This window comes from Marinifilum caeruleilacunae (assembly GCF_013141825.1).
Classification (GTDB): domain Bacteria; phylum Bacteroidota; class Bacteroidia; order Bacteroidales; family Marinifilaceae; genus Marinifilum; species Marinifilum caeruleilacunae.
Window position 1 is genome coordinate 128,731 of the sequence record NZ_RZNH01000002.1, and the last position, 15,071, is coordinate 143,801.

Annotated in this window: 10 protein-coding genes; 8 read left to right on the forward strand and 2 right to left on the reverse strand. The window is 36.3% G+C overall.

From position 1 onward, the window contains the following. Window positions 1-309: 309 nt before the first annotated feature. Complete coding sequence (locus tag ELS83_RS02050) at window positions 310-1,926, forward strand: ABC-F family ATP-binding cassette domain-containing protein (protein ID WP_171593849.1); 1,617 nt, start codon at window positions 310-312, stop codon at window positions 1,924-1,926. An 806-nt stretch (window positions 1,927-2,732) separates the two neighbouring features. Continuing rightward, window positions 2,733-3,911: a phosphopentomutase gene (locus ELS83_RS02055; RefSeq protein WP_171593850.1), complete on the forward strand. Its 1,179-nt coding sequence runs from the start codon at window positions 2,733-2,735 to the stop codon at window positions 3,909-3,911. Window positions 3,912-3,981: 70 nt separating this feature from the next. Here the strand turns inward: ELS83_RS02055 and ELS83_RS02060 are convergent, their stop codons facing one another. After that, window positions 3,982-4,716, reverse strand: a complete 735-nt coding sequence (locus tag ELS83_RS02060) for a copper homeostasis protein CutC (protein WP_171593851.1) — start codon at window positions 4,714-4,716, stop codon at window positions 3,982-3,984. A gap of 196 nt (window positions 4,717-4,912) precedes the next feature. Here ELS83_RS02060 and ELS83_RS02065 point away from each other — a divergent pair, with 196 nt between their 5' ends. Both ELS83_RS02065 and nadA read left to right on the forward strand, forming a co-directional pair. Then, window positions 4,913-8,299: a sensor histidine kinase gene (locus ELS83_RS02065; RefSeq protein WP_171593852.1), complete on the forward strand. Its 3,387-nt coding sequence runs from the start codon at window positions 4,913-4,915 to the stop codon at window positions 8,297-8,299. A 103-nt stretch (window positions 8,300-8,402) separates the two neighbouring features. Further along, on the forward strand, window positions 8,403-9,329 hold the full coding sequence (gene nadA, locus ELS83_RS02070) for a quinolinate synthase NadA (RefSeq protein ID WP_171593853.1): 927 nt from the start codon (window positions 8,403-8,405) through the stop codon (window positions 9,327-9,329). A 59-nt stretch (window positions 9,330-9,388) separates the two neighbouring features. On the opposite strand, the gene ELS83_RS02075 is transcribed toward nadA, so the two are convergent. Next, window positions 9,389-10,102 carry a hypothetical protein gene (locus ELS83_RS02075; RefSeq protein ID WP_171593854.1) on the reverse strand — a complete coding sequence of 238 codons (714 nt, stop codon included), beginning with the start codon at window positions 10,100-10,102 and terminating at the stop codon, window positions 9,389-9,391. 246 nt (window positions 10,103-10,348) lie between these two features. On the opposite strand from ELS83_RS02075, the gene ELS83_RS02080 reads away from it, so the two are divergent. The 4 genes from ELS83_RS02080 (at window position 10,349) to ELS83_RS02095 (ending at window position 15,041) form a co-directional block, all read left to right on the forward strand. After that, window positions 10,349-11,653, forward strand: a complete 1,305-nt coding sequence (locus ELS83_RS02080) for a carboxypeptidase-like regulatory domain-containing protein (RefSeq protein ID WP_171593855.1) — start codon at window positions 10,349-10,351, stop codon at window positions 11,651-11,653. 229 nt (window positions 11,654-11,882) lie between these two features. Beyond that, window positions 11,883-12,437 carry an RNA polymerase sigma-70 factor gene (locus ELS83_RS02085; protein WP_171593856.1) on the forward strand — a complete coding sequence of 185 codons (555 nt, stop codon included), beginning with the start codon at window positions 11,883-11,885 and terminating at the stop codon, window positions 12,435-12,437. A 5-nt stretch (window positions 12,438-12,442) separates the two neighbouring features. Then, the gene (locus ELS83_RS02090; protein WP_171593857.1) at window positions 12,443-13,450 is read left to right on the forward strand and encodes a FecR family protein; all 1,008 of its coding nucleotides are present in this window, start codon (window positions 12,443-12,445) and stop codon (window positions 13,448-13,450) included. Window positions 13,451-13,457: 7 nt separating this feature from the next. After that, on the forward strand, window positions 13,458-15,041 hold the full coding sequence (locus ELS83_RS02095) for a carboxypeptidase-like regulatory domain-containing protein (RefSeq protein WP_171593858.1): 1,584 nt from the start codon (window positions 13,458-13,460) through the stop codon (window positions 15,039-15,041). The last annotated feature ends 30 nt before the right edge of the window (window positions 15,042-15,071 follow it).

Consider the following 15,071-nt stretch of genomic DNA (forward strand, 5'->3'; position numbering starts at 1 on the left):
TAGATCTTTATCCAACTTTCTTTCAAATTGGATGATTTCATACTCAGCCTGCTCCTAAATTGGAGAAGAGGTTCAAGACTCTTTACAAGCAATGATTTTACTTATTTATACGGCATATTCATTAAAACTTAATTGCCCAAGTGTTTTATTATGCAGAATAATTACTAATTTTGCGCCCTGAATTAGTAAATGGTCTAGATAATACCGATTATAATTCAAAATAAACATGAAGTTCATTACATTCCTTCAAGTTCTTTGAATTTATACCGGCATTATACTTTTACAATTTTATTATTTAAAAAGTATAAAATGATTTCAGTTTCAAACTTATCAATTCAATTCGGGAAAAGAACTCTTTTTCAGGATGTTAATATAAAATTCACTCCAGGCAACTGTTATGGAGTTATTGGTGCAAATGGTGCCGGTAAATCTACATTCCTTAAAATTCTTTCAGGAGAATTAGATTCAACTACAGGAAATGTAATGATGGAGCCAGGCGAAAGAATGGCAGTTCTAAAGCAGAACCACTTCGAATTCGATGAATTTACCGTACTGGATACAGTGGTAATGGGACATGCCGAGCTTTGGGAAATCATGCAGGAGAAAAATGCAATTTATGCTAAGCCTGATTTTTCTGAAGAAGATGGAATTAAAGCATCGGAGCTGGAAGAGAAATTCGCTGAAATGGATGGATGGAATGCCGAAAGCGACGCAGCTGAATTGTTGAGTGGTTTGGGAATTAAAGAAGCCATTCACTACAAAACCATGAAGGAATTAAGTGGTAAGGAAAAAGTACGTGTATTGCTTGCACAGGCACTTTTCGGTAATCCGGATAACTTGCTTCTGGATGAGCCTACCAATGATCTTGACCTTGAAACTGTAATGTGGTTGGAAAACTATTTGGCCAACTTTAACAATACTGTGATCGTGGTTTCTCACGACCGTCACTTCCTTGATTCTGTTTGTACTGATATTGTAGATATCGACTTCGGAAAAATCAAGATGTTCTCTGGTAACTACTCATTCTGGTACGAGTCTAGCCAGTTGGCAGCTCGCCAGGCAGCACAGCAGAATAAAAAAGCCGAAGAGAAGAAAAAGGAACTTCAGGAGTTTATTTCCCGATTTAGCGCCAATGTTGCCAAGTCGAAGCAAACTACTTCTCGTAAGAAGATGTTAGAGAAATTGAACATCGAAGATATTCAGCCTTCAACTCGTCGTTACCCAGGTATTATTTTCCAGCAGGAACGCGAAGCAGGTGATAAGATTTTCTCTTGTATGGGCTTAAGCAAGAGCATCGAAGGCGAACCTTTGTTTAAAGATGTTGAGTTCACCATCGAAAAAGGTGAAAAAGTGGTCTTCCTTTCGAAAGATCCTCGTGCCATGACTGCTCTTTTCAATATTATTAACGGAGAAGATAAAGCAGATAGCGGTTCATTCGAATGGGGTGTTACCATTACGCCAGCCTACTTGCCATTGGATAACTCAAGCTTTTTCCAGGAGAAGATTACATTGATCGACTGGTTGGCACAATACTCGAATGATACCAGTGAAATTTACTTGCGTGGATATTTGGGTAAGATGTTATTCTCGGGCGAAGACATTTACAAGAAAGCCGATGTTCTTTCGGGAGGTGAAAAAGTACGTTGTATGATTTCCAGAATGATGTTGAAAGATGCGAATCTTTTGATTTTGGATACTCCTACCAACCACTTGGATTTGGAATCCATCCAATCGTTTAACAATTCCTTAATTAACTTTGGCGGAACGGTATTGATGTCTTCTCATGACCACGAATTCATTCAAACCGTAAGCACACGTATTATCGAGTTAACTCCAAACGGAACCATCGATAAACTAATGGATTACGACGATTACATCACCAGCGAAAAAATCAAGGAACAACGCGAAAAGATGTACCAGGTATAAGTCTATATAAACCTTAAACCTGAATTCACTTAAAATATTCATCACAGAAAGTCATATTTGTTTAAGATTTGAATTAAAAATTTTGATAAAATACCGGGGTATTTTGAAGAATTTTTAATTCAAAGATTGAATGAAGATGGCTTACATTATGGACTTCACTATTTTTTGCATAAATCGTTCCATATTTTTTTGAATTATCCCGATAGTACTGCAAAAATCTGAAACAATTTCTACTAAAAAATAGTTGAAGCTGTGTAAATATTTTTAAGTGAATTCAGGTTTTAATATTTCATCCCCCGGGCGTTCGCGCTTGGGGGATTTTTTATACCATAAGTCTGGAATATTAAATACAAGGATCATTAGTAGTACATTGATAATTGTACATTGATAATTGTACATTGATAATTGTACATTGATAATTGTACATTGATAATTGTACATTGATAATTGCTCATTGATAATTGTTCATTGATAATTGTTCATTGATAATTGTACATTGATAATTGCTCATTGATAATTGCTCATTGATAATTGCTCATTGATAATTGTTCATTGATAATTGTTCATTGATAATTGTTCATTGATAATTGCTCATTGATAATTGTTCATTGATAATTGTACATTGATAATTGCTCATTGATAATTGCTCATTGATAATTGTTCATTGATAATTGTTCATTGATAATTGTTCATTGATAATTGCTCATTATTAAATATTGCTTATTAAGAATTGTTCTATTATCTTTGCAGCACTACAAAAACAACCCATCATCTGTATTTTTCGAAATACATAAAAACACTGATTTATGATTCAAAAAATTGAACGTGCTACCATCGTAGTATTAGATAGCGCAGGTGTTGGTTATTTACCAGATGCTGCTGAATTTGGTGATATGGGCTCAAACACCATGGGAAATATCGCAAAACATTGCGGTGGAATGAGCTTGCCAAACATGCAAAAGTTAGGTTTGGGAAATATCACTCCGATAGAGGGAGTTGAACCTACCGAAAATGCAAATGGTGCATTTGGAAAAGCTGCAGAAGCATCGAAAGGAAAAGATACAACCACAGGACACTGGGAAATTGCAGGTGTGAAACTGGCAAAAGCATTCCCAACTTATTCAAATGGATTCTCGGAAGAAACCATCCGTTTGTTCGAAGAGAAAACAGGCCGAAAGGTAATGGCAAACAAGCCGGCATCGGGAACTGCCATTCTGGATGAATATGGCGATGAACAAATGAAAACCGGCAATTGGATTGTGTATACATCGGCCGATCCGGTGTTTCAGATTGCAGCGCACGAAGAGGTAATTCCTTTAGAAGAACTTTACAAGGCTTGTGAAATTGCCCTTGAAATTTGCTCTGAGCATGAACCTGTTGCTCGTGTAATTGCTCGTCCGTACCTGGGTAGCGGAAAAGGTAAGTTTACACGTACTTCCAATCGTCACGACTACTCGGTAACACCACCACAAGCAACGGTTTTAGACCGATTAAAAGAAAATGGTTTGGACGTTATCGGAATTGGAAAGACCAAGGATATTTTTGCCGGACAGGGAATAACCGAATCACGAGGAACCAACAAAGACAATGTAGATGGCATTGAAAAAACATTAGTTGCTCTGGAGGAAGATTCGAAAGGATTAATCTTTACCAACCTGGTTGATTTCGACATGGTTTATGGTCACAGAAGAAATCCGGAAGGTTATAAAGCTGCTTTGGAAGAGTTTGACCAGTACCTGCCGCAAATTCAGGAAAAGCTAAAAGAGGATGAAATTCTGATTCTAACGGCTGATCATGGATGCGATCCTACTTACAAAGGAACAGACCACACAAGAGAATACATTCCTCTAATGGTTTATGGAAAAAACATCAAGCAGAATGTGAACCTGGGAACACGCACTACTTTTGCCGATATTGCCGCAACCATTGAAGAGTTGCTATTGGGCAATAAAGTGGAAGGTAGTTTTGCCAAAGATTTGTACTAATAATCGATAAAACTAAGAAAGTGCTGCTTCAAACGAAACAGCACTTTTTTTATATGTCTAAAGATCAAACTTACGCTTTCAAAGCCATAAGGGTTCTTTTTATTTTTTCCGAATCGGCTTCGTAATATTCAAATTCCGGAATACTGCCCTCTCCTCCCATATTAATATTAGGATTCTGATATTCCATTTTACTTTTCACCAGCTTCTTGGCAGAACAGTGGAATTCTTTTGCCCCGGTAATTTCCTTTAGTTTGCCGATATTGTTTTCATTCACTCCGCTTCCCGGCATAATAACAATTCTGCCTTCAGCCTGATCGACCAGCTTTTTCAGCAAATCGATTCCCTCTTCGGCAGTTTGCATGCCTCCTGATGTTAGAATTCTGTCTACTCCCATTTCAATTAACTGATCCAATGCCTGCGCATGATTCTCCACCATATCGAAAGCCCTGTGAAAGGTAAAACTCATGGGTTTGGCCAATTCAACCAATTCTTTATTTCTTGCGATATCAATACTTCCATTGCTTAGCAAAATTCCTGAAACCACACCTTCAACCCCTAATTCTTTGCAAGCCAGAATATCTTTTTTGATATTTTCAAACTCAAGATCCGAATAACAAAAATCGGCTCCTCTTGGACGAATAATTACATGTACCGGAATGCTCAACTGCTCTTTCGCCATTTGAATGGTCGCCAGGCTTGGCGTGGTTCCTCCTTCGTATACGCCCGCACACAGTTCAATACGATTCGCTCCCGATTGTTCTGCAATAATTGCCGATTGCACTGAATAACAACAAATTTCTAACATATCTCGATTTCTTAAGCTGATTGTTTTTTTGATAGCATAAAAATAAATTTCTTCGTCCACATAACACAATATTTTACCTTTAGGAATCAATTTTATCTCTAAATATCTGATTTAACATTCTTTAAATTTATAAATTACGTAAGAAGAACTTTTTTCACTAATTTGCTAAGGATTCATAAACCCAGATTGACCCAACATGAACCACCTAAAACCCACCCTACTCTTTCTGTGTGTATTGTTGTGTGCATTTCAGCTTTCGGCACAACAAAGCAATATCCGTTTTAAACGAATAACCATTAACGATGGACTTTCATTAAGTTCTGTTTACTGTATCCACCAGGATTCGAAAGGATTTATGTGGTTCGGCACCGAAGATGGTTTAAACCGTTACGATGGAAAGAATTTTGTGATTTACAGGAGCGATCCTGAAAATTCAAATACCATATCCTACAAATGGATTGAGCAAATATTTGAAGACAGCAAAGGAAAATTGTGGTTGGGTTCGAGAGGTGGTTTAAGCAGGTTCGATCCGGTTAATGAGCAATTTACTCAATTCAGGGGAGCTGGACCTGGTAGCTCCTTATCAAACGACACCATTACTCATATCTTCGAAGATTCGGAAAACAGACTTTGGATAGGAACGCTAAAAGGAATCAACTGTATTGATATTACAAGCCTGGCCAAGATCCAAATTCAAAATGCAAGACTCATTTCTTCCAGGGTAAATTGCATTCTTCAAATCAATCCAAAACATATTTTGTTTGGAACCGACAAGGGATTATTCTCCTATCATACTGAAACAAAAAGCATTAAAAAGGAAAATTACACAGGTGATCAGGAAAACAGAAGAGTGCTTTCACTGGCACAATCGTCCAATTCAATTGTGATTGGCACGAATAAGGGATTATTTGAGTGCAACAATCGTTTCGAATGTGACTCACTACCCGATTTGGAAAAACTTCAAATTGAAAATCTTTTATACGATAAGGATTCAACTTTATGGATTTCTACCAACAAAGCATTGTTGCACCGAAGTAAGAATTCTGATAAAATCAGATATTCAGTAAAATCATTTGAATCCTCAAACAGCCTATCCATTAATACCAGTAAACCGATTCTTCGCGATCAGAACAACAACATTTGGTTTGGCACATTTGGTTCGGGTTTGTTCAGGTTTAATCCCAATGAAAAGAAAAAGAAGCATTACAAAAATAATTCGGCCGATGCTCAGAGTTTATCGGGCAATGCAATCAATTGCATTTTCGAAGATCGCACTGGCGTGATATGGTTGGGTACCTTTGGTGCTGGAATTAGCATTTACGATCCACAATTGCACAAATTCGATTTGCTGAAACACGATCCGCTCGACGAGAACAGTTTGCCTGCTAATTTCCTGTGGTCCATTTGCGAAGACAAAGATTCGAATGTATGGATAGGAACCAATAACCAGGGAGTATCAAAATACAATGTGAAACAGGATACTTTCATTAATTACGATTTTAGAGCGTCGAAAAAACTGCCACACAAAGCAATTCGTAAGGTATACGAAGACCGAAAAGGAATCATTTGGATTGGAACCGATGGAGATGGGTTGATACGCTTCAATCCTGAAACCAAATCAAGGAATCGCTACAGAAATAAAGCAAACAACAATCGTTCATTAAGCAACAATTCGGTACGTGTAATTTTTGAGGACAGTGAAAATCTGCTATGGATTGGAACACAGAATGGCTTAAACCTATTCGATCCGGAAACGGAAGAATTTACCCAGTTTAAACATTCGGAAAGTGATGCCAATAGCATTTCACACAATTTTGTTTATTCGGTGATTTTTGAAGATTCGAAAGGTCAGATTTGGGTAGGAACCTATGGTGGCGGATTAAACGTTTACAACAAGCAAACAAAAGCATTTGCCAGATACACCTATTCAAGAAACTCGCAAAATTGCATTTCTGACAATGTGGTTTTCTCCATTTATGAAGAAAAAGACGGAATACTTTGGATTGGAACCAATAACAAACTGAACCGATTCAACCAAAACACACAGGAATTTGAACATTTTGGAACCGAACATGGTTTGCCAAACAATGTAATTTATGGTGTATTGAACGACAGCAAGAAAAACCTTTGGCTCAGCACCAACTCAGGCATTTGCAAATTCTCTCTAAGAAATTATTCCTGTAAAAATTTTGATGTCCATGATGGACTTCAAAGTAATGAGTTTAATGGAGGAGCATTCCATAAAGGAGAAAGTGGTCTATTGTATTTTGGTGGTGTTTATGGTTTAAATATTATCGATCCTGATAAAGAAATTAAAGAGGATGCTTTGTATGAAGCAGAAATTACAAAGCTTGAAGTTCATGGTCAACCTGTTCATGTATCAGCAGGAGAATCGAAAGGAAATTGGATTGCCTATGACAAGAATACAGATTCTTACAGTTTTTCCAAAAGCATTGCATTTACCGATTCTATTGAATTGGATTATGAACACAGGTTTCTTTCTTTCGAGTTTTCGAGCGTGTCGAACTTCTCTCCCGATAAGGTAAATTATGCCTATCGTTTACAAGGCTTGGAAAAGAAGTGGGTATATTCTGAAAAACGAAATTTTGCATCCTACTCAAACCTTTCGCCAGGAAAATATACTTTTGAGGTAATTGCCCAGAACCCTTATGGCAAATGGAGCGAAAAGCCAAGAGAGCTGCATATTGCAATTCATCCACCTTTTTACATGACCTGGTGGTTTATCCTGCTTGAAATATTTGTTGTTAGTGCTGTTTTCATATTTGTGTACAGGTATCTTTTAAACCTGAGAACCAACAAATTGCTGAGTGCACAAAATGAACAGATTACAATTGCCAATAAGAATTTAAAAGAATCGGAACAGAACCTGAAGGAGTTGGTGGCAACCAAAGATAAATTCTTTAGAATCATATCTCACGATTTAAAAAATCCGTTTACAAGCTTGTTATCAATCAGCGAAATGATTCATGAAAATTACCAGCTGATCGACGAAGATGAAAAGAAAGTGGGCATTCGAAAAGTTCATGAATCTGTGAAACACATTTTCAACCTTTTGGAGAATTTGCTCACCTGGTCGAGATCACAAACCGGGAAAATTGATTTTTCCCCTGTTGAATTCGATCTGTGTGAATTGATTTCTGAAAGCCTTAGCCTCTATTCTGCTTCGGCCGAAAAGAAACAGATACAATTGACCAAATACTGTCCGGAAGAGATCATGGCCCTTGCTGATCGGAACATGTGCAGCTCGGTATTGCGTAACCTTCTGAATAATGCCATTAAGTTCTCGCACAATTCCAGCGAAGTGGCAGTAAAAGTGATCCCTCATTCCAATTATTGCGAAATACAGGTAATCGATCAGGGAATTGGAATCGATAAGGAAAATATCGACAAACTGTTTCGTATTGATTTGAAATACAAATCGTCGGGAACTGCCGGTGAAAAAGGAACCGGACTGGGCTTATTGCTCTGCAAAGAGTTTGTGGAAGCAAATGGTGGCAACATAGAAGTGAAAAGTGAACTGGGAAAAGGAAGTACTTTTATATTCACTCTCCCATCGGCTTAAATCCTAAGAAACATTTAAAATAAAGGTCTGGATTTGTAATTCTCGATAATTTAAAGATATTTGCATCTGTATTTATACAACACTATTAGCAATTATAAAATTGATGAGAGAGAAAGTTCTTCAACTGGCGAAAGAAAAAAACGCCGTTATATTAGCACACTATTACCAGACTCCTGATATTCAGGAAATCGCAGACTTTAAGGGTGACAGTTTGGCTCTTGCCCAAAAAGCAACTGAAGTGGATGCAGATATCATTTTATTTGCGGGCGTTCATTTCATGGCAGAAACTGCTAAAATCCTGAATCCAAATACGAAGGTTCTTCTTCCCGATTTGGAAGCAGGTTGTTCGCTGGCAGAATCGTGTCCTGCCGGAGATTTTGCAAAATTCAAAGCAAAATATCCCGACCATATGGTGATTTCATATATCAACTGTAGTGCCGAAATCAAGACACTTTCCGATTTAATTTGTACTTCGGGAAATGCAGTTCAGTTGGTGGAATCTTTACCAAAAGATCAGAAAATCATTTTTGCTCCTGATAAAAATTTAGGCCGCTATATCAACGAAGTTACCGGTAGAGAAATGGTGCTTTGGGATGGAACCTGTGAAGTTCATGATATTTTGTCTGCAGAAAAAATTATGCAGATGAAAATTGAAAATCCTGATGCGACTTTAATTGCTCACCCGGAATGCCCTCAGCCTGTTTTAATGCTAGCCGATTTTGTGGGTTCAACTACCGCAATGTTGAAATATACAAGAGAAAGCGATGCTCAGAAATTTATTGTTGCAACCGAAACAGGCATTTTGCACCAGATGAAGAAGGATTCGCCGAAAAAGGAATTTTTGATTGTTCCGGCAGATGAAACCTGCTCGTGTAATGACTGCGCATACATGAAGTTGAACACCATGGAGAAAATTTACCTGGCTCTTAAGAATGAACAGCCCGAAATTATTTTACCAGATGATATCATGGAAAATGCAAAAGCTCCAATCGTTAAAATGCTTGAAATGTCGAAACAGCTAAAGCTGTAATAAATAAGAAAAGCCATCAGATTTGATGGCTTTTTTCTTTTATATAGGTGTTTATCTTTTTACTCTTCCTTTATTTGCACATCCGCCAGCTTACATGCATCCTCGAAGTGTAACTCTTCCACTGCATTATACAATACTGCAAAAGCAGAATGAATCCATACGATGGATACAAACACACCAACAAAGAAGCAAATAATTCCAAGGATGATAATAAAGAACGACAAGATTCCCATTCCAAAAATGGTCCAGAAATATCCTTTACTTAAATAGAAACTCAGCTTAATAGCCTGAATTGGATCCACCTTTTTATCCATCACCAAATAAGGAACAAAAACCAATTTACAAAGAAGGTAAATGCCTGGTATAATCAGCAGCACAAATCCAAAGCCTACGATTCCAATTACAAGCAGGTGACTTAATATCACAACAATGTACTTCTTAAATCCCGAAAGGATTTCTTCAAATTGAGGTTCTTTTTTTCTTGCGGCATTCAGGTATATCCAATCAAATCCATAATTAAATGGTGTAACAATCATCACATAATAGATAAAACCAAGCAGGCTGAAAAAGGAAACGCCTACTGAATAGGAATCGCCAACATTTTCCAAGTATTGTTTGTATCCCATTGGAATGTCCAATAGTGCGGCAAGTATTACCGCCAGGAATAGAATTAAAAAATGATTTTTTAAAACATTCCACCCCTCCTGGAAACATCCGCCAATGGTTGGATATACTTTTAAGATCAAATTATCTTCACAGAAATCAACTTTCATATTTCTTAATAATGGTTCGTTTTACTAGGATCAATTAAAATTAGTTATAAAATTCGAATCACTCGCTATGATTGCAGTTCTTTCAAGGATTTAGGGATAATTTTTTGTTTTCAGAAAAAAAATGAAAAAAAATGCATTTTCTGATAGGGTATCAAAAGCTTCGCGCATCATACTTATAGAAACCGGAAATCTAACGATCGTAATTCCATATTATCAATTAAAAGAAACAGATAAAAACATATTGCCATGAGAACAAATTTTATATCAAAAATTACCATTCTGCTTTCGGCATTTATTTTACTTACATCCATGTCGGCTTCAGCAGGGGAATGGAAAAAGAAGAAAAAGAAAGAAAAGAATAAGGTTCAGCATGTAATTGATACCTTAAAGTATAATGTCTATAAAGGCAAGATACAAGACCAAGACTCTAAAGATCCTCTAATTTTTGCTACTGTTGCCGTTAAAGGTGTAAATGTTGCAACTGTATCGAATAACGAAGGTGAATTTATTTTAAAAATTGCCAAAGGTTTACCAGTTAGTAAAATTGAAGTAAGCCATGTTGGGTACAAAAACCTGGAGGTTGATATCAAATCATTGAAACCAAAGAAAAATGTATTGCAGCTACAAATGGCAGTTGTGCCGCTTGATCAGATTAATATTTATCCTTTAGATCCGAACGATTTGGTTCGTAGAATTTTGAAAAAGGTTGGTGAAAACTATTCGACTACACCAAACATGATGGAAGGATTCTACAGAGAAACCGTGAGAAAGAACAGAACCTATGTTGCCATCTCGGAAGCTGTTGTGAACATCCATAAATCGGGATACAAGCAAAGCAGATCTGACCAGGTTCAGATTTACAAAGGCAGAAAGAGCCAGGATGTGAAAAAAATGGATACCCTTCTGTTTAAATTGCAAGGTGGACCAACTACAGCTTTATTGCTTGATGTAATTAAAAATCCTTACAACCTGCTTTCTGAGGACTTTAGCCAAAGTTATAATTTCACTTTGAAATCGATTACCAAAATTAATGAGAAGCTTCACTATGTGATTGAATTCAACCAAAAAGAAGATGTTGACATTCCATTGTACTATGGTTTATTATACGTTGAAACTCAAAATCTGGCATTAACAAGTGCCAAGTTCAGCTTGAACCTGGAGAATCCTGATGAGGCAAGCAAACTGTTTATCAGAAGAAAACCATCGGGTGTTAAAGTGACTCCTACTTCGGCCGATTACATTGTGAACTATCATGAAACTGGTGGAAAGTGGTACTTTAACTATGCACGTGGAGAGATTAACTTTAAGTGTAACTGGAAGAAAAAATTATTCAACACCAATTATTCGGCAATGACAGAAATTGCAATAACAGACAGAGATGATTCGGATGTTGTAAGATTTACTCGCAACGAAAAATTTAGATTGAACCAGGTAATGGTTGATGAAATTGGAAACTTTGCAGATAAGAATTTCTGGGGAGCGCACAATACAATTGAACCTGATCAATCGATAGAGGCAGCAATTCGCAAACTAAAAAGAAAGGCTCGTTAAGAATTACAGTTAACCTACTTATTTTAACGCTTTAAGATACAACAATGGAAAGAATCATTCACTCTTTATTTGGGGAAACAAGGAGTAAACAGTGATTCTTTCCATTCGTTCCTTATAAAATGTTACAATTAACAGCTGTTTTTATTGAACATATCCTAAGGAAATACAGACTAAAAATCCTATATTAGAATAGAATTAAACTAATAGAAATAGGAATACGAAAACAAGAATGTCGGAAGATACAAACACCATATTATTTAACATTCAAAAGGGTAATTTAAAAGAGTTTGAAAGATTATTTAAATTTTACTATCCACTTCTTTGCCATTACGCAACAAAATTTGTGAAAGACCCGGATCAAGCCGAAGAAATCGTTCAAAATTTATTTTGTCAGATTTGGGAAGACAGGAAAAAATTAAAAATCCATACCTCTTTTAAGGCCTACCTTTACAAAGCAACCTATTTGAATAGCTTGCAGTTTTTACGAAAAAAAGGAATAAGAAACCAATACGAAGATCATTTAAAAAAGACCAGAATTAACAGTTCATCCATGAATCACAGTTTGGAAGAAAAGGAAATTCAATCAATTATTCAAAATACACTATCAAATTTGCCGGAAAGATGCGGTAAAATATTTAAAATGAGTAGATTTGAAGGATTAAAATATCAAGAAATTGCAGATAAGCTTTCGATATCAGTGAAAACAGTAGAAGCCAATATGGGTAAAGCTTTAAAAGCATTTCGGAAAAATTTAAAAGATTACGTAAGTATAATTGTGCTTTAAATAAAATGAAGAACGAAACATCACATAACATTGAATGGGAGAGCATTTCGAAGTATTTGAGCGGAGAAATGAGTGAGGAAGAAAGAACAGCTTTTGAAAAGTTGATTGATTCGAACTCGGAATATGCACAAATTGTTGCGGCATCGGAGAAAGATCTTGGCTTGGTTGAAGATGTGATTCAAATCAGGGAAAAATACAATTCGGATCATGCCTGGAATCAGGTACATTCAAGAATTTCTAAGCCTGATAACAAAAACATGTCAATACTGGCAAATCAGAATTTTAAGAGAGTGCTTCAATTTGCGGCAATGATTGTTCTTGTAATCGGTTTGGGCCTGGTTTCAAATAAAGTGTACAAGGACTACCTTTCTCCATACAAAACATTTATTTCCAAGGCCGAGGATAGCAGCAAAACCATTGTTTTGGCAGATGGATCAACGGTTACCCTAAATGGAGAGGCAAAACTGGTTTATCCTAAAAAATTCAATTCTGCAACAAGAAATGTAAGCCTGGAAGGTGAAGCATTTTTTGATATTGCCAAGAATCCTGAAAAAGCATTTATCATTACAGTAAAAGGTGCCGAAATTAAGGTTTTGGGAACATCATTTAATGTAATTGCCCAAGAGGATAAAGTCGAGGTTTTGGTAGAGTCTGGAAAGGTTCAGTTTTCAGAACTTGAGAACAATGAAGAGTCTGTAATTCTTGAAAAAGGTGATTTTGCTGTTTTAAAAGAAAACTCCCTGAACAAAACCCTGATGAACGATGACAATTATTTATCGTGGAAAACGCAGAAAATGGTATTCAGAGGCATGCCGTTAAAAGATGTTGCAAAAGTGATTGAGAGAACCTATAGAGTAAAAGTTGAATTTGAAAGCAATGATATTGCCAATGAAAAAATCAATACCACTTTTATTCAGGATCCTCTTAATGTTGTTTTGACTAACATCTGTATGTCGAAAAGTTTAACATACGAAAAGAAAGGCCAAACCATTACCATTAAAAAAGGAATTTAAGCCATTTATGAATAAGATTAAAACATATAACCTGTGCTTGATAAAAAGATTATCCATTCTTTTTATACTTGCTTTCGTGTGTTTTAATTCAGGCTTAGCCCAAACCAATGTTTTAGATAAAAAAATACAACTGGTCTTAAACGAAACCAGTATCGACAATGCTTTGGATAGCATTGAACAAAAGGCCGATTGTTATTTCACCTACAGTTCTGACCTATTCATAAATCGCAAAAGTGTTAATCTTACGGCCAATAACGAAAAATTATCCAGCGTATTACGGAAGCTCATTCCCGACAAGGATCTTAGTTTTCATGTAACGAATAAGCATATTGTTATCGTTCCGGTGAAAGAACAGGTTGCTAAAGCTGGCATAACGAAGGAAATTATCCCTTATATCTCCTACAGGAAAATTTCGGGATTGGTGAAAGATCATAACTCGAAAAAAGCCTTACCTTATGCAAGTATTGGCATTCGAGGCAAACATGTTGGTACCATTTCCAACCAGGATGGAGAATTTTCTTTAAGTTTATCTTCAGAAAACCTAAACGATACACTGGTTTTTTCTTATGTTGGCTATCAAAATGCCGAAATTAAAGTTGCCGATCTTAACAAAAACCATTTAGATATTTCCTTAAAAGAAGATTTTATTTCGCTTCAGGAAGTGATTATCAGAAACAATGATCCTTTGGCAATTTTGAATGCTGCGGTAAATAAATTTCATATTAATTACCCTCAAAATCCAACCAACCTTACTTCCTTCTACAGAGAATCGGTACTGAAAAATAACAAGTACATGATTTATATGGAATCGGTACTGGATATCTATAAACACTCCTACTCGAACCGTACTGCACTGGAAAGAGTAAAAGTATTTAAAAGCAGAAAAATATATGATGTTTCAAGATTAGACACCATTTCATTTCGACTTAAAGGCGGAATTAATGGCTGCTTGAAATTAGACATCGTCAAGAACCTTCCTGAGTTTCTTAATGAGGAGTTTACTCACCTTTATCAGTATCGTTTGGAAGATATTAGCACCTATGATAACCGATCGGTGTACATTATCGGGTTTAAACCCAAACCAAACCTAAGCGATCCCCTATTGGAAGGACGCGTTTTTGTAGAAACCAATAGCCTTGCCATTATACGAGCTGAATTTGGCTATAACAAAATGCGATTGAGCGAATTAAGAAATCGATTTATTGTGAAAGGAAGTGCAAAAACCAAGGCAAGACCCACTTTGGTTGATTACGTGGTGAGCTATCGAAACATCGATGGAAAATACTATCTAAACCATGCCTTGGGCAATCTTAAATTTAAGGTGAAGAACAAGAAAAAATTATTCTCCAGCATTTTTTCTACCTCTTTCGAAATGGCCACAACCGATTTGAAAACCGAAGATGTTTTAAAATTTAAATACAAGGAGACGATTCATCCAACTACCATATTCTCCAATTACAAAACAACTTACGACCCTAATTTCTGGGGGAAGAGTAACTTTATAAAACCGGAAGAGAGCATACAGGATGCATTAAAAAGAATCAATACCAGTATGCAGCAAGTTGCGCTGCGTAATTCCGATTCGAATTAGTATTAAATTTAAGATCGAACCAGGTATTAT